General features: G+C 64.4%; 19 protein-coding genes. 17 read left to right on the plus strand and 2 right to left on the minus strand.

Annotated elements, in window-relative coordinates:
• Nucleotide 1: 1 nt before the first annotated feature.
• From J7359_RS08470 to J7359_RS08485, 4 genes are read left to right on the plus strand one after another with little or no spacing between them, the layout of a single operon-like run.
• Complete coding sequence (locus J7359_RS08470; RefSeq protein WP_209056203.1) at nucleotides 2–1,042, plus strand: L-idonate 5-dehydrogenase; 1,041 nt, start codon at nucleotides 2–4, stop codon at nucleotides 1,040–1,042.
• 12 nt (nucleotides 1,043–1,054) lie between these two features.
• Nucleotides 1,055–2,263 carry a mannonate dehydratase gene (uxuA, locus tag J7359_RS08475; RefSeq protein ID WP_209056204.1) on the plus strand — a complete coding sequence of 403 codons (1,209 nt, stop codon included), beginning with the start codon at nucleotides 1,055–1,057 and terminating at the stop codon, nucleotides 2,261–2,263.
• Nucleotides 2,260–3,717 (plus strand): mannitol dehydrogenase family protein, encoded by a 1,458-nt coding sequence (locus tag J7359_RS08480; RefSeq protein ID WP_209056205.1) that lies wholly within the window; start codon nucleotides 2,260–2,262, stop codon nucleotides 3,715–3,717. The genes uxuA and J7359_RS08480 overlap by 4 nt, the downstream gene beginning before the upstream one ends.
• Nucleotides 3,717–4,622, plus strand: a complete 906-nt coding sequence (locus tag J7359_RS08485) for a sugar kinase (protein ID WP_209056206.1) — start codon at nucleotides 3,717–3,719, stop codon at nucleotides 4,620–4,622. The genes J7359_RS08480 and J7359_RS08485 overlap by 1 nt, the downstream gene beginning before the upstream one ends.
• Before the next feature lie 55 nt (nucleotides 4,623–4,677).
• On the opposite strand, the gene J7359_RS08490 is transcribed toward J7359_RS08485, so the two are convergent.
• Nucleotides 4,678–5,850, minus strand: coding sequence for an amidohydrolase (locus tag J7359_RS08490; RefSeq protein WP_247740270.1), 1,173 nt, complete (start codon nucleotides 5,848–5,850; stop codon nucleotides 4,678–4,680).
• A gap of 88 nt (nucleotides 5,851–5,938) precedes the next feature.
• On the minus strand, nucleotides 5,939–6,844 hold the full coding sequence (locus J7359_RS08495; protein WP_209056207.1) for a LysR family transcriptional regulator: 906 nt from the start codon (nucleotides 6,842–6,844) through the stop codon (nucleotides 5,939–5,941).
• A 105-nt stretch (nucleotides 6,845–6,949) separates the two neighbouring features.
• Here J7359_RS08495 and J7359_RS08500 point away from each other — a divergent pair, with 105 nt between their 5' ends.
• The 13 genes from J7359_RS08500 (at nucleotide 6,950) to serA (ending at nucleotide 22,518) form a co-directional block, all read left to right on the plus strand.
• Entirely contained in the window at nucleotides 6,950–8,149 is a 1,200-nt protein-coding gene (locus J7359_RS08500; protein WP_209056208.1) for an acyl-CoA dehydrogenase, read from the plus strand.
• Complete coding sequence (locus J7359_RS08505) at nucleotides 8,142–9,290, plus strand: CaiB/BaiF CoA-transferase family protein (RefSeq protein WP_209056209.1); 1,149 nt, start codon at nucleotides 8,142–8,144, stop codon at nucleotides 9,288–9,290. The genes J7359_RS08500 and J7359_RS08505 overlap by 8 nt, the downstream gene beginning before the upstream one ends.
• Before the next feature lie 130 nt (nucleotides 9,291–9,420).
• Entirely contained in the window at nucleotides 9,421–11,019 is a 1,599-nt protein-coding gene (locus J7359_RS08510; RefSeq protein WP_209056210.1) for an ABC transporter substrate-binding protein, read from the plus strand.
• A 90-nt stretch (nucleotides 11,020–11,109) separates the two neighbouring features.
• A complete protein-coding gene (locus J7359_RS08515; protein ID WP_209056269.1) occupies nucleotides 11,110–12,111 on the plus strand; it encodes an ABC transporter permease in 1,002 nt (333 codons plus the stop codon).
• A complete protein-coding gene (nikC, locus tag J7359_RS08520) occupies nucleotides 12,108–13,013 on the plus strand; it encodes a nickel transporter permease (RefSeq protein ID WP_209056211.1) in 906 nt (301 codons plus the stop codon). Before J7359_RS08515 ends, nikC begins: the two co-directional genes overlap by 4 nt.
• Nucleotides 13,010–13,894: an ABC transporter ATP-binding protein gene (locus J7359_RS08525; protein ID WP_209056212.1), complete on the plus strand. Its 885-nt coding sequence runs from the start codon at nucleotides 13,010–13,012 to the stop codon at nucleotides 13,892–13,894. Before nikC ends, J7359_RS08525 begins: the two co-directional genes overlap by 4 nt.
• Before the next feature lie 67 nt (nucleotides 13,895–13,961).
• The gene (locus J7359_RS08530) at nucleotides 13,962–14,714 is read left to right on the plus strand and encodes an ABC transporter ATP-binding protein (RefSeq protein WP_209056213.1); all 753 of its coding nucleotides are present in this window, start codon (nucleotides 13,962–13,964) and stop codon (nucleotides 14,712–14,714) included.
• A 70-nt stretch (nucleotides 14,715–14,784) separates the two neighbouring features.
• Nucleotides 14,785–15,840, plus strand: coding sequence for an aldo/keto reductase (locus J7359_RS08535; RefSeq protein ID WP_209056214.1), 1,056 nt, complete (start codon nucleotides 14,785–14,787; stop codon nucleotides 15,838–15,840).
• Nucleotides 15,841–15,951: 111 nt separating this feature from the next.
• Nucleotides 15,952–16,878, plus strand: coding sequence for a DnaJ C-terminal domain-containing protein (locus J7359_RS08540; protein ID WP_209056215.1), 927 nt, complete (start codon nucleotides 15,952–15,954; stop codon nucleotides 16,876–16,878).
• Nucleotides 16,875–17,210, plus strand: a complete 336-nt coding sequence (locus tag J7359_RS08545) for a hypothetical protein (protein ID WP_209056216.1) — start codon at nucleotides 16,875–16,877, stop codon at nucleotides 17,208–17,210. The genes J7359_RS08540 and J7359_RS08545 overlap by 4 nt, the downstream gene beginning before the upstream one ends.
• Nucleotides 17,211–17,326: 116 nt before the next feature.
• Nucleotides 17,327–19,492, plus strand: coding sequence for an esterase-like activity of phytase family protein (locus J7359_RS08550; protein ID WP_247740271.1), 2,166 nt, complete (start codon nucleotides 17,327–17,329; stop codon nucleotides 19,490–19,492).
• Nucleotides 19,493–19,662: 170 nt separating this feature from the next.
• Nucleotides 19,663–20,808, plus strand: a complete 1,146-nt coding sequence (locus tag J7359_RS08555) for a phosphoserine transaminase (protein ID WP_209056217.1) — start codon at nucleotides 19,663–19,665, stop codon at nucleotides 20,806–20,808.
• A gap of 120 nt (nucleotides 20,809–20,928) precedes the next feature.
• A complete protein-coding gene (gene serA, locus J7359_RS08560; protein WP_209056218.1) occupies nucleotides 20,929–22,518 on the plus strand; it encodes a phosphoglycerate dehydrogenase in 1,590 nt (529 codons plus the stop codon).
• The last annotated feature ends 64 nt before the right edge of the window (nucleotides 22,519–22,582 follow it).

A 22,582-nucleotide genomic window follows, 5' to 3' on the forward strand; every position in this document is an offset into this window, starting at 1 on the left:
TATGACTGACTTCGCCTGCCGGCTGCATGCCGCCCACGATCTTCGGATCGAGGATCAGCCCGAACCACAGCCCGCGCCGGGCGATGCCCTGATCCGCGTCCTGCGGGGCGGGATCTGCGGATCTGACCTGCACTATTATCACGACGGTGGCTTTGGGCCGGTCCGCGTTCGCGAACCGATGATCCTGGGGCACGAGGCCGCCGGGGTCGTCGAGGCCGCGCCTGCGGGATCGGGACTGCGGACAGGGCAGCTTGTCGCGCTGTGCCCGTCGCGCCCCTGCGGCGAATGCGAGTTCTGCGCCGCAGGCCAGGACCGGCACTGCCTGAACATGCGGTTCAACGGGTCTGCCATGCGGTTGCCGCATGAGCAGGGCTTCTTCCGCACCCATATCTCGCACCCGGCGGGGCAATGCATTCCGTTGCGGGACGGCGTGGCGGCCGAGGCCGCGGCGGGCGCCGAGCCGCTGTCGGTCTGCCTGCACGCGCTGAACATGGCCCCGCCTCTGGAAGGCCAGCGCGTTCTGGTCACCGGCGCGGGCCCGATTGGCGCGATCTGCGTGGCCTTGGCCCGTCTGCGCGGCGCGGCCGAAATCGTGGTCACGGATGTGCAGGATTTCACGCTGGCGATTGCGCGTCGCATGGGCGCGGACAGGGTGGTGAATGTGGCCGCCGATCCCGATGTGCTGAACGACTATGCGACCGGAAAGGGGCGTGTCGATGTGGTGCTGGAATGTTCCGCCAATCCGCACGCGATCGCGCAGGCCATCGATGTCACCCGGCCGCAGGGCACGGTGGTCCAGATCGGCGTGGGTGGCACCATGCCACTGCCCCTGAACCTGATCGTCGGCAAGGAACTGCGCCTGGTCGGCACGCATCGCTTTGACGCCGAATTCAGTGAGGCGGTGCAAATGATCGGCGAAGGCAGGATCGACCTGTCGCCGATGGTGACGCAGGTGCTGCCGGCCACAGATGCGGTGCGCGCGTTCGATATGGCCGGAGACCGCAGCAAGGCGGTCAAGGTTCAACTTGATTTCACGGCATAACAGGAGGGGCGGATGCGACACACTTGGCGCTGGTTCGGGCCGCAAGACAGGGTTTCCATCGATGACATGCGCCAGGCCGGCGTGCGGGGGGTGGTGACGGCGCTGCACCAGTTGCCGACCGGCGCTGTCTGGACCATGGAACAGATTGCCCGCAGGCAGGACGAGCTGGCAATGATGAAGGACGGCACGCCATCGGGGCTGGCGTGGGAGGTGGTCGAAAGCCTGCCGGTCAGCGAGGCGATCAAGACCCAGACCGGCGAATGGCGGACCCATGTGGAAAGCTGGATCACCTCGATGCGCAACCTCAAGGCATCCGGCATCGACGTGATCTGCTACAATTTCATGCCCGTTCTGGACTGGACGCGGACCGATCTGGCGTGGAAGCGCCCGTCCGGGGCGACCTGCATGCGCTTTGACTTCATCGATTTCGCGGCGTTTGACATCCACATCCTGCAGCGCAGCGGCGCGGCCGAGGACTTTCCCGACGAGATCCGCGACGAGGCCGCACGCCGTTACGCCGAAATGGATGACCCTCGCCGTGAACAGCTTGCCGGGAACGTGGTTTTCGGCCTGCCCGGCGCTGCCGAACGATTCAGCCTTCAGGATGTCCGCGACCTGCTGAACAGCTATGCGCCGGTGACGGATGCGGTCCTGCGCAGGAACTTCCACGATTTTCTTGAACTGGTCGTCCCGGTCGCGCAGGAAATCGGCGTGCGGCTGTGCTGTCACCCCGACGATCCGCCCTTCGGCCTTCTGGGTCTGCCGCGCGTCATGTCGACCGAGACCGACTATGCGGAACGCATGGCGGCGGTCGATCTGCCGGCCAACGGCATTACGCTGTGTTCGGGGTCGCTGGGGGCGCGTCCCGACAACGACCTGCCGGGCATGATGGACCGGCTGGGGGACCGAGTGCATTTCCTGCATCTGCGCAATGTCCGGCGCGACGGCGATGATATTCGCGGCAGCTTCTTCGAGGACGAACATCTGGGCGGACAGACCGACATGGTCGCGCTCGTGGCGTCCGTGCTGCGAGAAGAGGCGCGCAGGCGCCGCGCCGGACGCGCGGATGCGTCGATCCCCATGCGCCCCGACCATGGGCAGGACATTCTTGACGATATCGGCCGCGGCGGACAGCCGGGTTATCCTGCCATCGGCCGGCTGAAGGGTCTTGCCGAACTGCGCGGGATCGAGGCCGCGCTAAGCCACAAGGGGGCCGCATGACGACGCGCCTGACCGATCTTGACGACCTGCCTGCCGGCGTTCTGACCCCGCGCTATGACCGTGCCGCGCACGGAACCGGGATTCTGCATCTTGGGCTTGGCGCCTTTCATCGCGCGCATCAGGCGGTGGCAACCGATGATGCTCTGGCCGAGGCGGGTGGAGACTGGCGCATCCTGGGCGCAAATCTGCGCAGCCGCGATGTCTCGCATGCCATGGCGGAACAGGATGGGCTTTACACGCTGCTGATCCGTGACCGGCAGGACCGCGCCCGCATCATCGGCGCGCACAGCGCGGCGCTTGGCGGCGATCCTGCCGCGATCCTGCACGCGGCCTGCGATCCGGCGATCCGCATCCTGTCACTGACGGTATCGGAAAAGGCCTATGGCATCGACCGGGCCGCGATGGATGCCGACGACGACCACCCCGCCGTGGCGGCCGACCTGCAGCGGCCGGATGCGCCGCAGGGGGTTCTGGGGATCATCACGGCGGCGCTATCGATGCGCCGATCGAACGGGATCAGCCCATTCACGGTCCTGTCCTGCGACAATCTGCCGGATAACGGTCCCCTGCTGCGGGCAGGCGTTCTTGGCTTTGCGCGGCGCACCGACAAGGCACTGGCGGGCTGGATCGAAGACGAGGTTGCCTTTCCGGCGACGATGGTGGACCGCATCACCCCCGCCACGACCGACAAGACGCTGCAGGATGTGCGGGATCTGACCGGGCGCGACGATCTGGCTGCCGTCGAGACCGAACCGTTCAGCCAATGGGTGATCGAGGATCATTTCCCCCAAGGCCGCCCGACATGGGAGGCGGGCGGCGCCGAATTTGTCCGCGACGTTCGCCCGCACGAGGCGATGAAGCTGCGAATGCTGAACGGCGCGCATTCGCTGATCGCCTATGCAGGGCAACTGCTGGACCTGCCGCATGTCCGCGACGCGGTCGCCGATCCTCAGCTGGCGCCGCTGATCTTGCGGCACATGCAGGCCGCCGGTGCGACATTGCCAAGTGGCGCAGGGCTTGATCCTGACAGCTATGCACGGGCACTGATGGACCGCTTCGCCAACCCTGCGATTGCCCATCAGACGCGACAGATCGCCATGGACGGAACCGAGAAGCTGCCGCAGCGCTGGTTCGCGCCGACCGCCGATGCCCTGAAGACGGGCGGCGATACGCGCCCCTTCGCGTTCGCCGTGGCAACCTGGCTGGCTTGGCTGGCCGCGCTTGCCGACCGGGACGAGAGTCCGAACGACCCGCGTGGGTCGGCACTGCTGAAACTGGCGCGCGAGGCAGGGGGCGATTCCGGGACGCTTGCCGGATCGGTCCTGGCATTGCCCGGCCTGGTGCCGGCAGGCGTGACAGGCAGCACCGACTTCATGCAGGCTGTCGTCAGAAAGCTGACCGAAATCCGCAGTGTCGGCCTGCGCGAGGTCATGAAGAAGGAGGCGGTCGCGTGATGCAGAAATCCGTCCTTTCGATCGGTGAATGCATGGTCGAGCTGTCGCAATCCCCGCAAGCCGGGCTGTGGCAACTGGGTATCGCCGGCGACACGCTGAACACCGCCTGGTATCTGCGCCGCCTGCTGCCCGCAGATTGGCAGATCGGCTATTTCACCCGCGTCGGGACCGGAGAATTCTCGCGCAAGGCGCTCGATTTTCTGGCCGCCGAAGGCATCCTGACGCGTCATGTCGGACAGGATCCCCGGCACGAGATCGGTCTCTATGCGATATCGCTGGCTGATGGCGAACGCAGCTTCAGCTATTGGCGCGACAACTCGGCGGCGCGTCGGCTTGCCGACGATCCGCAGATGCTGGCCGACGCTTTGCTGGGCTGCGGCATCGCCTATCTGTCGGGAATTACCGTGGCGATCCTGTCACCCGGTGGACGCGCGGCGCTGTTCGAAGCGCTGCGGCAGGCGCGCGCTCAGGGCACGCAGATCGTGTTCGACCCGAATTTGCGTCCACGCCTGTGGTCGGACGCCCACACGATGTGCGACCAGACCCAGACCGCTGCCGCGCTGGCCGATCTTATCCTGCCCAGCCATGACGATGAGCGCGATCATTTCGGCGACGCCGATCCGCAGGCCACGGTCGCGCGCTATCTGTCCTGCGGGTCGCGCCAGGTGATCGTCAAGGCGGGTGGCGCGGCGATCCATTTCGGCGGTGCCGATGGCGCAGGTGTGGTGGACGGGCTGGAACGCGCGGTGCCCGTGGACACGACATCGGCGGGTGACAGCTTCAATGCGGGCTACCTGGCCGCGCGATTGCAGGGTGCCGGGATCGAGGCATCCATACGCAGCGCCCATGATCTGAGCCGCAAGGTGATCAGTCACCGGGGCGCACTGGTGGTCGAGGCCGTCTGATGGTTCAGGCGCATGAAACCGTGATGCGTGCATGCGAACAAACGCAGGTGACAGGCTAGCCCGTCACCTGCGCGACGCAGCGGATGAAGACACGAGCGGCGGGTGCGATCAGCGCGTCGGGGAAATCGTAGTCCGGGTTGTGCAGGCTGGCGACGTCCTGTCCCGCCCCAAGCAGGAACATCGCCGCGCGCGCGCAGCCGCCAAAACGGCCGAAATCCTCGGATGCGCGCATGGGAAGGCCGTCGGCCCGAATCGCGATGTCCCCGGCGATCAGTGCGTTGCGCAGAATCTTTGTCGCCTCGGGGTTGTTCTCGCAATGCTGAAACACGTCGTGCCAGCTGATCGAGAACTCCAGCGTGCTTTCTCGCGCGGCTTCGGCAACGGCCCGGCTTGCCTCGGTGACCAGCCTTTCCATGCCGCTGTCCTGCCGGGTCCGCAGTGTGGCCCAGATCTGCGCCTCGCCGGGCGCGATGCCGAATGCCTGTTCGCCCATCGACGCATGGGTAATCGTGACCAACGAGAAATCCGGGTCAAAGACGTCCCCACCGGTGCCAAGCGCGGTCAGGCGCGGGATCAGTTCGGCCAGCGCAGTCGCGGGCGAGATACCGTGTTCGGGTTGCGATGCGTGTGCCGTCCGACCGGTCAGGACGATCTTCATGCCGCGCGAGGCGCAGTTCATCGGTCCTTCCGCCAGCATGGCCGTGCCGCGCGCAAGGCCCGGATAATTGTGCAGCGCCAGCGCCACATCCGGCCTTATCGTCGCAAAGCGAGGATCGGCGATCACCTTTGCCGCGCCCGAGCCGTCTTCTTCGGCAGGCTGAAACATCAGGATCACACGCCCCTGCCGGGGTCGGTTGCGCCCCAGCCAGCGCGCGACCGCAGCCAGGATCGCCATATGTCCGTCATGGCCGCACAGATGTGCCTTGCCCGGCACCGTCGATCGATAGGGCCGCGACGATATTTCCTGGATCGGCAGAGCGTCCAGTTCGCAGCGCAGCATCAGCGTCGTGCCCGCATTCGCGCTGTCATAGACCGCCGCGACACCGTGCCCGCCCAATCCGGTCAGGATTTCGTTCGGCTGCGTCGGCGACAGCATCGCAATCACGCGGTCTGCGGTTTCGACCTCTTGTCCCGACAGTTCAGGGTGGCGATGCAGCTGCCTGCGCCATTCGGTCAGTTCGGCAACGTCGCGGTCCGGCACCATCTGCATGTCGTCGGTCAGGTCCATCGCAATCCTCGGCAACAGGGTCTTCCGTCAGTTTCTGGATTGCGCGGCGTCGGCGGCGCGTCAAGACGCTGCCCGAGGTCAGAGCGTCTCAGGAAGCATGCTCGACCTGTGACAAGGTCGCGGTCAGCCACGCACGAAATGCCTTCAGGGCGGCAAGATCGTCCTTGGCCTTGGGCCAGACCAGCCAATACGCCCCTGGTCCCGGCACGGCGGGTCGCAGGATCGGTTGAAGCCTGTTTTCGGCAATCTCGATCCGCGCAAGATAGTCGGGCAGCAGTGCGATCCCCAGGCCCGAGATCGCCGCCTGAATCATCATCGAGAACTGGTCCATCAACATCCCGTCGGGACGGGCAGGGGCCGCGGCACCCTGGCCGGCGAACCATGCCGGCCATGCGCCGGGACGCGTCTCAAGTTGCAACAGTACCCTGTCATGCAGATCGGTGGGACCGGTGATGGGTCGGGTTTTCAGGTAGTCGGGCGCGGCGCATGCCGTCATCCGTTCGTCGAAAAGCTTCAGGTGGCGTGCATCGGGCCAGTCGTCATGCCCGAAACAGATCATCGCGTCGAACGGCTCGGCATCGAAATTGAACCGCGCGAAGCGAGTCGCAAGATTGACCGAGACACCGGGATTGGCCGACAGGAAATCGGGTAGCCGGGGCGCCAGCCAGCGCGTCCCGAAGGTCGGCAGAACCGCCAACGTCAGGGTGCCGCCATCCGGATTGGCGATCAGCGACATGCTGGCGCGCTGCACGATGTCCAGCGCGGACGAAATCTGCCCGAAATATCGTCGCGCCGCGTCGGTCGGAACAAGACGTTTGCGCTGACGCAAGAACAGTTGCTGTCCCAGCTGCGTCTCAAGCGTCTGGATCAGGCGACTGACGGTGCTTTGGGTCAACGACAGATCATGTGCTGCCGCCGTCACGGAACCTGTGCGCATTACGGCATCGAAGGCCAGCAGAAGACTGAGATTGGGCAGGAACCGTCTGGCACGCATCATTCATCCCATACATGAACTGATGCGGATTATCCGTTTTCCGCCCCGGTTGCCAAGCGTTACAAGTTGCCCCCAGAATGACGTGACCCGTCAAGGAGGATCCAGATGTCCACGAAATCGCACAAGGGCGCAGCTTTTGCTTGGGACGATCCGTTTCTGCTGTCGGACCAGCTTGGCGAAGAAGAACGCATGATCCGCGACAGTGCGGCCGCCTTTGCCGCCGAAAGCCTGGCCCCGCGCGTGCAGGACGCCTATCTGAACGAACATACCGACCCCGAGATTTTCCGTGAAATGGGCGCCGCCGGAATGCTGGGTGTCACCGTGGCCGAGGAATATGGCGGCGTAGGCGCGTCCTATGTGTCTTATGGCCTTGTCGCGCGGGAAATCGAACGCATCGACAGCGGCTATCGCAGCATGGCCTCGGTCCAGTCGTCGCTGGTGATGTTCCCGATCGAGGCCTATGGTAGCGAGGAACAGAAGCAGAAGTTTCTGCCCAAGCTGGCCTCGGGCGAATTCATTGGCTGTTTCGGCCTGACCGAACCCGATGCCGGAACCGACCCCGGCGGCATGAAGACCCGCGCCAGGAAGACCGAGGGCGGCTATGTCCTGAACGGGTCCAAGATGTGGATCAGCAATGCCCCCATCGCCGATGTCTTCGTCGTCTGGGCCAAATCCGAGGCGCATGGCGGCAAGGTGCGCGGCTTTGTCCTGGAAAAGGGGATGAAGGGCCTGTCCGCCCCCAAGATCGGCGGCAAGCTGTCCCTGCGCGCATCCATCACCGGCGAGATCGTCATGGAGGATGTCGAAGTGGGCGAAGATGCGCTGCTGCCCAATATCGAGGGGATGGGCGGTCCCTTCGGCTGTCTGAACCGTGCGCGTTACGGGATCAGTTGGGGCGTGATGGGCGCGGCCGAGGATTGCTGGTTCCGCGCCCGCCAATATGGTCTGGACCGCCATCAGTTCAACAGGCCGCTGGCCGCCACCCAACTGTACCAGAAGAAGCTGGCCGACATGCAGACCGAAATCGCGCTTGGCCTGCAGGCCAGCCTGCGCGTGGGCCGGCTGTTCGACGAAGGCAAGTTCGCGCCCGAGATGATCTCGATCGTCAAGCGCAACAACTGCGGCAAGGCGTTGGACATCGCGCGTATGGCCCGCGACATGCATGGCGGCAACGGGATCCAGATCGAATATCACGTGATGCGCCATGCGCAGAACCTTGAGACGGTGAACACCTACGAGGGCACGCATGACGTTCACGCGCTGATCCTTGGCCGTGCGCAGACCGGGTTGCAGGCGTTTGGCTGACGCGCCGCTTAAGGGGCTGAAAGTCGTCGAACTGGCCCGCATCCTTGCGGGCCCGTGGCTGGGCCAGACCCTGGCCGATCTGGGCGCCGAGGTCATAAAGGTCGAGGCGCCCGAGGGCGATGACACACGACGCTGGGGCCCGCCCTTCATCGACCGTCCCCGCGCCGATGGCACCAGCGAACGTGTCGCGGCCTATTTTCACGCCGCCAACCGGGGCAAAAGCTCTGTCATTTGTGATTTCGGCGATCCGCAGGATCTGGAGCGCCTGAAAAGGCTGATCGACAGCGCTGATGTGGTGATCGAAAACTTCAAACTGGGCGGGCTGCGCAAATTCGGGCTGGACTACAAAACCCTTTCGGCCCGCAATCCGGGCCTTGTCTATGCGTCGATCACCGGGTTCGGTCAGGACGGGCCGCGCGCAAGCCAGCCGGGCTACGACTTTCTGATCCAGGGCATGTCGGGGATCATGGATCTGACCGGCGCACCGGACGCCGAGCCGCAAAAGGTCGGCGTCGCGTGGATCGACATCTTTACCGGGCTTTACGGCGTGATCGCGGTGCAGGCTGCGTTGGCCGAACGCGCGCGCGGGGGGCTGGGGCAGCGACTGGATCTGTCGCTGCTGGATTGCGGTGTGGCGGTGCTGGCGAACCAGGCCACGAATTACCTGCTTGGTGGTACGGTGCCGCATCGACTGGGCAACGCGCATCCCAATATCGTGCCCTATCAGCTTTTTCCCGCCGCCGATGGGCATCTGATCATCGCCTGCGGAAACGACCGTCAATTCGCTGCGCTGTGTGACATACTGGATCTGCCGGATCTGGCGACAAATCCTGATTTCGCCACGAATCCGGCGCGGGTGGCGCATCGCGACCGGCTGGTGCAGCGTCTTGCCGCGGCCACCCGAAGGCGCAGTCGCGCCGATCTGATCGCCGCGTTCGAGGGCCGGGGCGTGCCGGCCGGACCGGTCAACGACGTGGCCGAGGCGCTGGCCGACCCTCAGGTTGTCGCCCGGGGCCTGCAGATCGCGCCCGAAGGCATCACGGGCCTTCGCAGCCCCATCGCCATGTCGCGCAGTCGGATCGGCAGCGAACGTGCCGCGCCCGCCCTGGGCGACGGCGAATGGGGGTTCGCGGAAGGTTGAGGTCTTATTGGCGCCGATCCAGGCGCTGCCCACGGTCAGGCCCCTTGCCAGCCGCGCGGCCATGCGCCAACCTGCACAAAATGAAGCCCCGCCGAACGGGGCCGGACCCAATATGACAGGGAACAACATCATGAAACATTTGCTGACACCGCGCGCGCTGCTTCTTGCCTCTGCATTGGCAATTGCTCCCGCTGCCTATGCGGAAACCCCGACCGACACCTTGGTCGTCGCCACCGACATCAGCGACATCATCAGTCTTGATCCGGCGCAGACCTTCGAATTCTCGGGCAATGACGTCAATCGCAACACCTATGACCGGCTGGTCGATTTCGATCCGCTGGACATGGAGGCCGGGTTCAAGCCGGCGCTTGCCGAAAGCTGGGAAGTGGCCGAAGACGGCATGTCGATCACCTTCACCATGCGCGAGGGCGTGACGTTCCATTCCGGCAATCCGGTGCGCGCCGAGGATGCGGCCTGGTCGCTGCAGCGGGCCGTCAAGCTGAACAAGACGCCTGCCTTTATCCTGACCCAGTTCGGGTTCAGCCCCGAGAATGTCGAGGAAAAGATCACCTTCGACGGAAATACGCTGACCCTGAACCTTGATCAGCCCTACGCGCCGTCCTTCGTCCTGAACTGCCTGACCGCGATGATCGCCAGCGTGGTGGACAAGGAAACCGTGATGGCGAATGTGCAGGGCGAAGATCTGGGCAACACCTGGCTGAACACGAACGAGGCCGGTTCCGGCGCGTTCCAGCTGGCCGCCTGGCGACCGAACGAGGCCGTGCAGCTGACCGCCTACAAGGATTATTATCAGGGCGCGTCCGAAATGAAGCGCGTCATCGTGCGCAACGTGGCCGAATCCAGCGCACAGCGCCTGCTGCTGGAACAGGGCGACATCGATGCCGCGCGAAACCTGACGCCCACCGATGTCGACTCGCTGGCCAGTACCGAGGGCGTCAAGATCCAGGATGAACCGCGCGGACGCATCCTTTACATGGGGCTCAGCCAGAAGGATGAACTTCTGTCCAACCCCGCCGTTGTCCAGGCGATCAAGCATCTGGTGGATTACGAGGGGATCACCGGCAGTTTCCTGAAGGGCATGTTCAAGACGCATCAGGCGTTCCTGCCCGAAGGGTATCTGGGCGCGCTTGAGGACAATCCCTGGAGCTATGACGTCGAAAAGGCCAAGCAGATCCTGGCGGATGCGGGGATCGAGGGCGGAACGATCACCACGAAGATCCGCGATCTGCGCGAATATGTGGATACCGCTCAGGCCCTGCAGGCCAGCATGGCCGAGGCCGGCCTGACCCTGAACATCGAACAGATGACCGGGGCGCAGGTGCTGGACGCCTATCGCGCACGCGAAGTGCCGATCTTCCTTGGCGAATGGGGTCCGGACTATTCCGATCCGAACACCAATGCGGCGACCTTCGCCTATAATCCTGACAACAGCGACGAGGCGAAGGCCACCGGGCTGCTGGCATGGCGCAATTCCTACGCGGTGCCGGACGAGATGAACAAGGCAACGGTCGCAGCCACGCTGGAGCAGGACGGCGAAAAGCGCGCCCAGATGTATCGCGACATCCAGACGCAATACCAGCAAGAGGCACCGATCATCCCGCTGTTCCAGCGGATCGAGAACACCGGCCTGCAGGAGAACGTCCAGAACTGGAACGCCGGCGGCTCGGTCACCTCTGTCATGTATCATCAGGTCACCAAGGGCGAATAGGGCTTGGCCGTGACCGACACCGATCCGGGAGGGCGGGGACAGACCCCGCCCCCCTCGCGCGCGGACCGAAACGCGGCCCGGCGCAGGCGATTGCGCAGCGTCGCGGGCACCCTGCTGTCACTGGCGCTGACCCTTCTGGGATTGCTGCTGGTGACCTTCATCATCGGGCGCGTCATGCCGATCGACCCGGTGCTGAAGGTCGTCGGCGACCGCGCCAGCCAGGCGCAATACGACGCCGCCTATCAGGCGATGGGACTGGATCGGCCATTGGTGATCCAGTTCATCGACTATATCGGCGACGTGCTGACCGGCGACCTTGGCCGGTCGATCTCGACCGGGCAACTGGTCATTGACGACATCAAGCATGTCTTTCCCGCGACGCTGGAACTGGCGACGCTGGGAACGCTGATCGGTGTCAGCATCGGCGTGCCGTTGGGCGTGATCGCGGCCGCCAAGCGCGGCGGGATCATCGATCAGGTCGCGCGGGTGGTGGCGCTGGTGGGCTATTCCATGCCGATCTTCTGGCTGGGCCTGATGGGGCTGCTGCTGTTCTACGGCATTCTCGGCTGGGTCGGCGGGCCGGGTCGGCAAGGCATCATCTATGACGGCATGGTGCCGGACGTGACCGGGCTGATCCTTGTGGATTCCCTGCTGGCAGGGGACTGGGCCGCATTCAAGGACGCGTTTTCGCACATCATCCTGCCCGCATCGCTTCTGGGCTATTTCAGTCTTGCCTATATCAGCCGCATGACCCGCAGCTTCATGCTGGAACAGCTGGGTTCGGAATACATCACGACCGCTCGCGTCAAGGGCCTGTCCGAGACGGCGGTGATCTGGCGGCACGCCTTTCGCAATATCTCGATCCCGCTGGTCACGGTGATCGCGCTGTCCTTCGGGTCGCTTCTTGAAGGCTCGGTGCTGACCGAGATCATCTTTTCATGGCCGGGTCTTGGCCAATACGTCACCAAGGCGCTGCTGGCCGGCGACATGAGCGCGGTTCTGGGCGGCACCATCGTCATCGGGACCTGCTTCATCGCGCTGAACCTGCTCAGCGACATCCTGTACCGCGTGCTTGATCCGAGGTCGAAATGAGCCAGACGAGACGCGACTGGCTGCTTTCGGATGCGCCGCAGACCCGCCGGCAGGCGCGACTGGGGGCGATCTATCAGGGGTGGCTGACCTTTCGTGCCAACAAGCTGGCGATGTTCGGGCTGATCATCCTTGTCATCCTGATCTTCACGGCGATCTTCGCGCCCTGGATCGCGCCGCAAAACCCGTTCTCGCAAAATCTGGGCGGTCGGCTGGCGCCACCTTCGGCGGAACACTTGCTGGGCACCGACGCGCTGGGGCGGGATATCCTGTCGCGGTTGATCCATGGCGCGCGCATCACCCTGTTCATCGTCGGAACCGTCGCGCTGATCGCGCCGATCATCGGGTTGTTCATCGGCACGGTGGCGGGCTTCGCGGGCGGCTGGCTGGATCAGGTGCTGATGCGGATCACCGACATCTTCCTGGCTTTTCCCAAGCTGATCCTTGCGCTGGCTTTCGTGGCAGCACTTGGCGCCAGCATCGGAAACGCCGTGCTGGCGCTGGCGCTGACCGCGTGGCCGCCCTATGCCCGGCTGGCGCGGGCCGAGACGCTGACCATCCGCAATGCCGACTACATCGCCGCTGCCCGGCTGCAGGGTGCGGGGCCGATGCGCCTGCTGATCCGGCATATCTGGCCGCTGTGCATCAGCTCGCTGATCGTGCGGGTGGCGCTGGACATGGCGGGGATCATCCTGTCGGCGGCGGGACTTGGCTTTCTGGGTCTGGGCGCGCAGCCGCCGATGCCGGAATGGGGGGCGATGATCTCGGACGGCCGGACCTATATTCTGGATTTCTGGTGGGTTGCCGCCATGCCGGGGCTGGCCATCTTCATCGTGTCGCTGTCCTTCAACCTGCTGGGTGACGGGCTGCGTGACGTGCTGGACCCGAAGGGAGGCAAGGAATGACCGATCCCCTGCTTTCGGTGCGCGATCTGCGCGTGGCCTTTCCGACGCGGCAGGGCGTCTTCGAGGCCGTGCGCGGCGTCAGTTTCGATCTGGGGCGCGAACGTCTGGGCGTCGTGGGTGAATCCGGCAGCGGCAAGTCGATGACCGGCCGTGCGATCCTGGGCCTTGTCCGTCCGCCCGGCCGGGTCACCGCCGACCGCATGGATCTGGACGGTCAGCCGATCCTGAACCTGCCCGAACGCAAGATGCGCAAGATCCGCGGCAGCCGCATCAGCATGGTGATGCAGGATCCGAAATTCAGCCTGAACCCGGTGATGACCATCGGCGACCAGATCATCGAGGCCTATCGGCTGCATGCCGGCGGCGGCAAGAATGTCGGACGCCAGAAGGCGCTGGACATGCTGCACGCGGTCCAGATCCGCGATCCCGAACGGGTGATGCAGGCCTATCCCCACGAAGTGTCGGGCGGGATGGGGCAACGCATCATGATCGCCATGATGCTGGCCCCCGACCCCGAGATCCTGATCGCGGACGAACCCACATCGGCGCTGGACGTGTCGGTGCGGACCGAGGTTCTGAATATCATGGACCGTCTGGTCACCGATCGCGGCATGGGGCTGATCTTCATCAGCCACGACCTGAATCTTGTCGCCCAGTTCTGCGATCGGGTGCTGATCATGTATGCCGGCCGTGTCGTCGAGACATTGACCGCGAAGAATCTGCATGACGCGCGGCACCCCTATACGCAGGGCCTGCTGAACAGCCTGCCGCGCCTTGATGCCCCGACCGGCCGCCTGCCGGTGCTGCAGCGCCAGGAAAGCTGGCGCGACGGTGACACGATCACCGAAAGCCTGGAAACCGAATTTCCGGGGGGACTCTGATGCGACGTCTTCCGTGCAAGGATGTTCTGCGGGCAGCGGCAGATCCCCTGATGCCAGCGGTGCCGCAATGCTGAAGATCGAACATCTCGATGTGTGGTTCGGCCTGCCGCCGGATCGTGTGGACGCCGTGAAGGATGCCGGTTTCAGTGTGACCGCGGGCGAAAGCTTCGGCCTCGTGGGCGAATCCGGTTCGGGAAAGTCCACGATCCTGCGGGCCATCGCAGGGCTGGTGGGCAGCTGGTCAGGCCGGATCGAAGTCGACGGACAGCAACTTGAAGGCCATCGCCGCAACCGCGACTTCTACAGATCCGTCCAGATGGTCTTTCAGGACCCCTATGCCAGCCTGCATCCGCGCCATTCCGTCGATGCCGTTCTCAGCGAGGCGCTGAAGCTGCAGGGAATGGACGATATCGACGGCCGCATTCCGCGGCTTCTGGACGATGTCGGGCTGGGGCGCGTGTTCCGGTTCCGCTATCCGCACCAGCTTTCCGGCGGCCAGCGACAGCGCGTCGCCATCGCCCGTGCCCTTGCCGGCCAGCCGCGCCTGTTGCTGCTGGATGAACCGACCAGCGCGCTGGATGTCAGCGTCCAGGCCGAGATCCTGAACCTGCTGACCGACCTTCGGGCCGAGCATGGGCTGACCTATCTGATGGTCAGCCACGATCTGGTCGTCATCGGCCACATGTGCGACCGGCTGTCGGTGATGCAGCATGGGCGGATCGTCGAGACGATGGATGTCGCGGCGCTGCGCCGCGGGGCGGGGCAGCAGGACTATACCCGGCACCTCATCGGGGCGTCTTCCGGGTATCGGCGATACTGAGCCCGGTCGGGGTTGCGCAGCGCGCCGTTATCGCTAGCGTCGGGCGCGGCTCAACTTTTCGGGGACAGCGATGAAGCATGTGAAACTTGGCGGCAGCGATGTCGAGGTCAGCGAAATCTGTCTTGGCACCATGACCTTCGGCAGCCAGACGGCGGAACCCGACGCGCATGCACAGCTGGACCGGGCCGCCGATGCGGGCATGTCGTTCATCGACACAGCCGAGATGTATCCCGTCAATCCCGTGCGTCGCGAGACGATCGGCGTCACCGAACAGATTATCGGCCGCTGGATGGCGCGCGAGGGCAATCGCGACCGGGTTCAGATCGCCACCAAGATCACCGGCCCCAGCCAGATGGTGCGCGACAGCGCGCCCTATCACGGCGCCACGGTGCGGGCCTGTATCGACGCCTCGCTGCGCAGGCTGCAGACCGACCGGATCGATCTTTATCAGCTTCACTGGCCGGTTCGCGGCACATGGGCATTCCGCCAGAACTGGACCTATGCGCCGACCCCCGGCAAGCAGCAGGTTCTGGATCACATGGCGGATATCCTTGATGCGGTGGGCGAGGCCGTGTCGTCCGGCAAGCTGCGGGCTTTCGGCCTGTCGAACGAAACGGCATGGGGGCTGGCGCGTTGGTGCGACGTTGCCGACCGTGTGGGCGGACCGCGTGTCGCCGCGATCCAGAACGAATATTCCCTGCTGTACCGACTATACGATACGGATCTTGCCGAGACCGCGTTGCAGGAGGATGTGACGCTGCTGGGATTCTCGCCGCTTGCTGCCGGTCTGTTGACCGGAAAATACGCGGGCGGGGCGTTGCCCGATGGCAGTCGCGCGGCGGTGGACAAGCAGACCGGCGGGATGGGCAATCTGGGTGGGCGCAAGACCACGCGGGCAATCGCGGCGACCGAGGCCTATCGCAGGCTGGCGGCGGAACATGGGTGGGATCCGGTGCACATGGCCATCGCCTGGCAACTGACCAGGCCGTTCAAGAATATCCCGATCATCGGGGCAACAGATATCGACCAGCTTGATCATCTTATCGCCGGGCTGGATCGCCCCATGGCGCAGGATCTGGTCAAGGCCATTGACCGTCTGCACAAGGAATACCCGCTGCCTTACTAGGCGTTTTTCGGGGTGCGGCATGGTTTCCGCGGCTTTGGTTCAGACGGGCATTGATGAAATCGGTACCGCGCCTATCTTGTTGACAAGCAAGGCAAGTGATGGGGGCCGTGAATGGCTGGCGATCCATATGCGGCGCTGGGGCTGACCAGATCGGCCACCGACGCCGATATCAAGAAGGCGTATCGCAAGATCGCCAAGACAGACCATCCGGACCTGAACCCGGATGCCGCCGCGACAGAGCGGTTCAAGGCCGCGTCGTCGGCCTATGACCTGCTGAAGGATCCCGAACAGCGCCGCCGTTTCGACGCGGGCGAAATCGACGAACAGGGGCAAGAGCGTCCGCAGCGCCGCACCTATCGCGAACACGCCGAGGCCGCGGGAAATCCCTATGCGCGCAGCTATGGCTTCGACGGCGATCCCGATCTGTCGGACGTCTTTTCGGATCTGTTCGGCGGCCGTGCGGGGGCGGGGTTCCGGCAGGGCGGTTTCCAGCAGGGGACCGGCCGCGATTTCCACATGCGCGGGCAGGATTATCGCTTCTCGCTGGAAGTCGATTTCATGACCGCCGCCAAGGGTGGCAAGACGCGCATCACGCTGCCCGACGGCGGCGGCCTTGAGGTGACGATCCCGAAGGGTGTCCGCGACGGCCAGACGATCCGGCTGAAGGGCAAGGGCGGTGCGGGCATGGGGCAGGGCGGGCCGGGCGATGCCTATCTGACCATCGCCGTGGCCGACCATCCCGATTTCCGGCGCGAGGGCGATGACATCTTCCTGACCCTGCCCATCGGGATCGACGAGGCGGTGCTGGGCGGAAAGGTCGCCGCCCCGACCGTCGACGGGCCGGTGAACCTGACGATTCCGAAAGGTGCCAGCAGCGGACAGAAGCTGCGCCTTCGCGGGCGCGGGATCAACGGCGGCGATCAGCAGGTCGAACTGAAGATCGTGATGCCGCCCACGGTGGATGAGGATCTGTCCCGCTTCATGGAAGAATGGCGCCGGTCTCATGGCTATGATCCGCGCCGGGGAATGGCGTCATGACCCGCTATTATTCCGAAGCCGAGGTCGTCACCCTGATCGACGATCTGACCCAGCCCAGATTGCGGACATTCCTGCACGCCCGCATCGTGCAGCCCGTCGTGACGCCTGAAGGTCCGGGTTTCCGAGAGGCCGACGTGGCGCGGCTGCAACTGCTGTGCGATCTCAGCGAGGGCTATCAGTTGCCCGAGGACTCGCTGCAACTGGTGATGTCGCTGATCGATCAGTTGAACACTGCGCGCGGCGACATGCGCGCGCTGATGCGCGCGGTCGCCAGTGAACCCGACGAGGTGCGCATCCGCATCCATCGCAGCGTGCGGCAGGTCAGAGACTGACATCCGCCGGTTGCGGGCGCAGCCACAGGTCACGGAATGGTCACGTGAATGTCGCGAAAGCGTCGCCTGGTCACGCCAGAACGCATGGGACACCCTGAAATCCGGAGGTTATTCCCATGCGTCTGATGCTGACGTCCCTGATCGCGCTGACGGCCGCCGCGCCGGCCGCCCTGTCGCAAGAGGCTGGCAATTCCGTCTTCAACCGCATCGCCAGCTTCGCCACCGCGATGAACATCGCCGAGGGCGAAGACCGCGCCGCCGAAAACAGCGCCGAGATCATGGTCGCGACCGAAGACGGCAACAGGCTGATATATTCCGACAGCCCGCTGGAATCGCTGGGGATGATCGACATCAGCGATCCCGCCGCGCCGATGCCGTTGGGCCATATCGCGATGGACGGCGAACCCACGACCGCCGTTGTCGTCGGATCGACCGCGTTCGTCGGGGTGAACACCTCGGACAGCTTTACCGATCCGTCAGGCGTTCTGCGCAGCGTGGATCTGGACAGCAAGACCATCACCGACAGCTGCGAGATCGGCGGGCAGCCCGACTCGGTTGCGGTCAACAAGGATGGCACCCAGATCGCGATCGCGATCGAGAACGAGCGCGACGAGGATCTGAATGACGGCGCGATCCCGCAGATGCCTGCCGGTCTCGTGGTGACCATCCCGGTCAATGCCGGCGCCGCCGACTGTGCGGGGCTGCAGAAGATCGACATGACCGGTCTTGCCGAGGTCGCGGGCGACGATCCCGAGCCGGAATACCTGTCCTATAACGAGGCCGGCGATCTGGCGGTCACGTTGCAGGAAAACAACCACATCGTCATCGTTTCGAACGGTCAGGTCGCAAGTCATTTCAGCGCCGGAAGCGTCGATCTGGACGGCATCGACACCGAAAGCGACGGTCAGATCGACCCGACCGGCAGTCTTGCGGGCATCCCGCGCGAACCCGATGCGGTGGCGTGGCTGGACAACGACCATCTGGTGACCGCGAACGAAGGCGACTGGAACGGCGGCAGCCGTGGTTTCACGATCTGGTCCAAGGATGGCAGCGTCGTCTATGACAGCGGCAATCTGCTGGAGCAGAAGCTGATCGAGCTTGGTCACTACCCCGACAAGCGCGCGGGCAAGAAGGGTGGCGAGCCCGAGGCGGTCATCACCGCCACCTATGATGGCACGCCGATGATCTTCGTCGCGTCCGAGCGCGGCAGCATCGTCTTTGCCTTCGATGCGACGGACCCCGCCAAGCCGCAACTGATCCAGGCTCTGCCTTCGGGGATCGGGCCGGAAGGTCTGGTGGCGATTCCGCAGCGCGACCTGTTCGCCACCGCGAACGAAACCGATCTGGGCGAGGACGGCGCGGCGCGCGCACATGTCATGATCTATCAGCGCCAGCAGGGACCGGCGGCCTATCCCCAGATCACCTCGGCCGGCGCCGATGAACTGATCCCATGGGGGGCGTTGTCGGCACTGACGGTCGATCCGGCAGATCCGACGCGGCTTTATGCAGTCAGCGACAGTTTCTATTCCGCTGCACCTGCGATCTTCACCATCGACGCATCGCAGCAGCCCGCGCGGATCACCGCACGCACCATCGTTACCCGCGACGGACAACCGGCAGAGAAGCTTGATCTGGAAGGTATCGTCTCGGACGGGCAGGGCGGGTTCTGGCTGGCCTCGGAAGGAAACTCTGAAAAAGAGGTGCCGTATGCCGTTCTGCACGTCGATACATCCGGCGCGATCATTCAGGAAATCGGCTTGCCCGATGCGCTGGCCGCGCATGAAAAGCGCTTCGGCTTCGAAGGGATCGAGATGGTCGATGGCAAGCTGTGGCTGGCCGTTCAGCGCGAATGGGGCGACGACCCGGAAGGACATGTGAAGCTGCTGCAGCTGGATCCGTCGAGCGGCGAATGGTCCGGCGTGCACTATCCGATCGAATCGGGGGAAGGCTGGGTCGGGCTGTCGGACCTCGCCGCCCATGATGGCGCGTTGTACCTGATCGAGCGCGACAACCTGATCGGCGACAGGGCGGCGCTGAAGCAGGTCACCCGGATTTCCCTGGCAGAGATGACCCCGGCCCCGCTTGATGCTGAGCTGCCGGTCGTCACCAAGGAGGTGGTGCGCGATCTGCTGCCGGATCTGAAATCGGCCGGAGGCTATGTCGTGGACAAGGTCGAGGGCCTGGCCATCGCCCCGGACGGGACGGCATATGTCGCGACCGACAATGATGGTGTCGATGACAGTTCGGGCGAGACGATGTTCTGGTCCTTCAAGCTGGACTGAACATTAACGGCAATATCTGCCGCGGCTGCCCAGAGGTCGCCGCGGCATCGGCGCCGGACCGGAATCGCCGGGAGCCGATTTTTCAGTTGCAGTCCAAGCCGCGACACCCTATCCCGTGCGGCGGGACACCCTTCCCCAACGAAGGGCTTTTAGCTGGAAGGCTGAGTCACATGACTGATCTGACGATCCCGGCCGCGCGGCCGGCAAATCCGCGTTTTTCGTCTGGCCCATGCGCCAAATTCCCCGAATATGATCTGAACTTGCTGTCCGGCGCTCCTCTGGGCCGCTCGCACCGTGCCGCTGTCGGCAAGGCAAAGCTGGCCGAAGCAATCGACAAGACGCGCGAGGTTCTGGGCGTTCCCGCAGATTACCGCATCGGCATCGTTCCGGCCTCGGATACCGGCGCGGTCGAGATGGCCATGTGGACCATGCTGGGCGCCCGCCCCGTCGAGATGCTGGCTTGGGAAAGCTTCGGCGAAGGCTGGGTCACCGACGCGGTCAAGCAGCTGAAGCTGGACGCCACCATCCGCAAGGCCGATTACGGCCAGATCGTCGATTTCGCCGAAGTCGATTTCGACAAGGATGTCGTCTTCACCTGGAACGGCACGACCAGCGGCGTGCGCGTGCCGAATGGGAATGCCATTCCGGCCGACCGCGATGGCTTGACCATCTGCGACGCCACCAGCGCCGCGTTCGCCATGGATCTGCCCTTTGACAAGCTGGATGTCGTGACCTTCAGCTGGCAGAAGGTGCTGGGCGGCGAGGCCGCGCATGGCATGCTGATCCTGTCGCCCCGCGCGGTCGAGCGGCTGGAAAGCTTTACCCCCGACCGTCCGCTGCCCAAGATCTTTCGCTTGACCAAGGGCGGCAAGCTGATCGAAGGCATCTTCCGTGGCGAGACGATCAACACGCCCTCGATGCTGGCGGTCGAAGACTATCTGGCAGCCCTGAACTGGGCGCAGCAGATCGGCGGGTTGCAGGGACTGATCGCGCGTGCCGATGCCAATGCAAAGGCCGTGCGCGATTTCATCGCCGACAAGGACTGGATCGCCGATCTGGCTGATGATCCGGCGACGGCATCGACGACCAGCGTCTGCCTGAAATTCACCGATCCGGCGATCAAGGACGGGGCCAGCTTTGCCAAGGCCGTGGCAAAGCGGCTGGAAAAAGAGGGCGTGGCGCTGGATGCCGGTGCATATCGTGATGCGCCTGCCGGGCTGCGGATCTGGTGCGGATCGACTGTCGAGGCGGCAGATGTCGCGGCGCTGATGCCGTGGATCGAACATGCCTATCGCGCGGAACTGGCCGCGCAGTAAATCGCGTCCCGCGACCGCCGGGGGCTGTCTGCCCCCGGACCCCCGAGGATATTTCTTCAAAGAAGATGATCAGTCACCTGCGAGGCACGGGCCCGGGTGCAGTATATGAGGATGAATTACATGCCGAAGGTTCTTGTATCGGACAAGCTGTCGGAAACCGCCGTCCAGATCTTTCGCGACCGTGGGGTCGAGGTGGATTACCTGCCCGATCTGGGCAAGGACAAGGAAAAGCTGGCCGAGGTGATCGGCCAGTATGACGGTCTGGCGATCCGTTCGGCCACGAAGGTCACGGACAAGCTGCTGGCGAACGCGACCAATCTGAAGGTCGTGGGCCGTGCGGGGATCGGGGTCGATAATGTCGATATTCCCGCCGCCTCGAAGAAGGGGGTGATCGTGATGAACACGCCCTTCGGCAACTCGATCACCACAGCGGAACATGCCATCGCGATGATGTTCGCGGTGGCGCGGCAATTGCCAGAAGCCAGCACCAGCACCCATGCCGGCAAGTGGGAAAAGAGCCGCTTCATGGGGGTCGAGCTGTTCAACAAGACACTTGGCGTGATCGGGGCGGGCAATATCGGGTCCATCGTGATCGACCGCGCGCTGGGGCTGCACATGAAGGTCCTGGCCTTCGATCCGTTCCTGTCCGAAGAACGCGCCAGGGAAATGGGCGTGACCAAGGTCGAGCTGGACGATCTTCTGGGCAAATCGGATTTCATCACCTTCCACGTGCCGCTGACCGACAAGACGAAAAATATCCTGTCGCGCGAGAATATCGCCAAGCTGAAAAAGGGCGTCCGCGTCGTGAACTGCGCCCGTGGTGGCCTGGTCGACGAAGAAGCCCTGGCCGAGGCGCTGAAGGATGGCCGCGTCGCCGGGGCCGCGTTCGACGTGTTTGCGGTCGAGCCTGCGACCGAAAGCCCGCTGTTCAACCTGCCGAATGTCGTCGTGACGCCGCATCTGGGCGCCTCGACCACCGAAGCCCAGGAAAACGTGGCGCTGCAGGTGGCCGAGCAGATGTCGGACTATCTGCTGACCGGTGCGGTGCAGAACGCGCTGAACATGCCTTCGGTCACCGCCGAGGAAGCCGCCGTCATGGGGCCGTGGATCAAGCTGGCCAGCCATCTGGGCGCCTTCGTCGGGCAGATGACGGACGAACCGATCAAGGCGATCAACGTTCTGTATGATGGCGTCGTGTCCGAAATGAATCTGAACGCGCTGAATGCTTCGGTCATCGCGGGCGTGATGAAGGCGACCAATCCGGATGTGAACACCGTCTCGGCGCCGGTCATCGCCAAGGATCGCGGCATCCAGATCGCCACGACGCGTCAGGATCAGGCGGGGGTGTTTGAAGGCTATATCAAGCTGACCGTTGTCACGGCCGAGCGCGAACGGTCGATTGCCGGGACCGTTTTCAGCGACGGCAAGCCGCGCTTCATCCAGATCCGCGGCATCAACATCGACGCCGAAGTGGGCGAGCATATGCTGTACACGCGCAACAAGGACGTGCCGGGGGTCATCGGCGCGCTTGGCGGAACACTGGGCGATCTGGGGGTGAATATCGCGAACTTCACGCTGGGTCGGGCCGCGAACGGCGACGATGCCATCGCAATCCTGTATCTGGATGCGGCGATCAGCGACGAGGCGCTGGCCGCGCTGCAGGCGACGGGCAAGTTCCTGCAGGCCCGCAGGCTTCAGTTCGAGGTCTGAGAACGCTTTCGCGCGCCGCTGGTTCTGGCGGCGCGCAACCCATGGGGCGGCAATTGCGTTCTGC

Source organism: Paracoccus sp. R12_2 (genome assembly GCF_017744015.1).
Lineage (GTDB): Bacteria > Pseudomonadota > Alphaproteobacteria > Rhodobacterales > Rhodobacteraceae > Paracoccus.

Excerpts from the sequence above, each read along its gene's own strand:
- J7359_RS08470 (WP_209056203.1), top strand. The coding sequence starts at position 2 with ATGACTGACTTCGCCTGCCGGCTGCATGCCGCCCACGATCTTCGGATC.
- uxuA (WP_209056204.1), top strand. The coding sequence starts at position 1,055 with ATGCGACACACTTGGCGCTGGTTCGGGCCGCAAGACAGGGTTTCCATC.
- J7359_RS08480 (WP_209056205.1), top strand. The coding sequence starts at position 2,260 with ATGACGACGCGCCTGACCGATCTTGACGACCTGCCTGCCGGCGTTCTG.
- J7359_RS08485 (WP_209056206.1), top strand. The coding sequence starts at position 3,717 with ATGCAGAAATCCGTCCTTTCGATCGGTGAATGCATGGTCGAGCTGTCG.
- J7359_RS08490 (WP_247740270.1), bottom strand. The coding sequence starts at position 5,850 with ATGGACCTGACCGACGACATGCAGATGGTGCCGGACCGCGACGTTGCC.
- J7359_RS08495 (WP_209056207.1), bottom strand. The coding sequence starts at position 6,844 with ATGCGTGCCAGACGGTTCCTGCCCAATCTCAGTCTTCTGCTGGCCTTC.
- J7359_RS08500 (WP_209056208.1), top strand. The coding sequence starts at position 6,950 with ATGTCCACGAAATCGCACAAGGGCGCAGCTTTTGCTTGGGACGATCCG.
- J7359_RS08510 (WP_209056210.1), top strand. The coding sequence starts at position 9,421 with ATGAAACATTTGCTGACACCGCGCGCGCTGCTTCTTGCCTCTGCATTG.
- nikC (WP_209056211.1), top strand. The coding sequence starts at position 12,108 with ATGAGCCAGACGAGACGCGACTGGCTGCTTTCGGATGCGCCGCAGACC.
- J7359_RS08525 (WP_209056212.1), top strand. The coding sequence starts at position 13,010 with ATGACCGATCCCCTGCTTTCGGTGCGCGATCTGCGCGTGGCCTTTCCG.
- J7359_RS08530 (WP_209056213.1), top strand. The coding sequence starts at position 13,962 with ATGCTGAAGATCGAACATCTCGATGTGTGGTTCGGCCTGCCGCCGGAT.
- J7359_RS08535 (WP_209056214.1), top strand. The coding sequence starts at position 14,785 with ATGAAGCATGTGAAACTTGGCGGCAGCGATGTCGAGGTCAGCGAAATC.
- J7359_RS08540 (WP_209056215.1), top strand. The coding sequence starts at position 15,952 with ATGGCTGGCGATCCATATGCGGCGCTGGGGCTGACCAGATCGGCCACC.
- J7359_RS08545 (WP_209056216.1), top strand. The coding sequence starts at position 16,875 with ATGACCCGCTATTATTCCGAAGCCGAGGTCGTCACCCTGATCGACGAT.
- J7359_RS08550 (WP_247740271.1), top strand. The coding sequence starts at position 17,327 with ATGCGTCTGATGCTGACGTCCCTGATCGCGCTGACGGCCGCCGCGCCG.
- J7359_RS08555 (WP_209056217.1), top strand. The coding sequence starts at position 19,663 with ATGACTGATCTGACGATCCCGGCCGCGCGGCCGGCAAATCCGCGTTTT.
- serA (WP_209056218.1), top strand. The coding sequence starts at position 20,929 with ATGCCGAAGGTTCTTGTATCGGACAAGCTGTCGGAAACCGCCGTCCAG.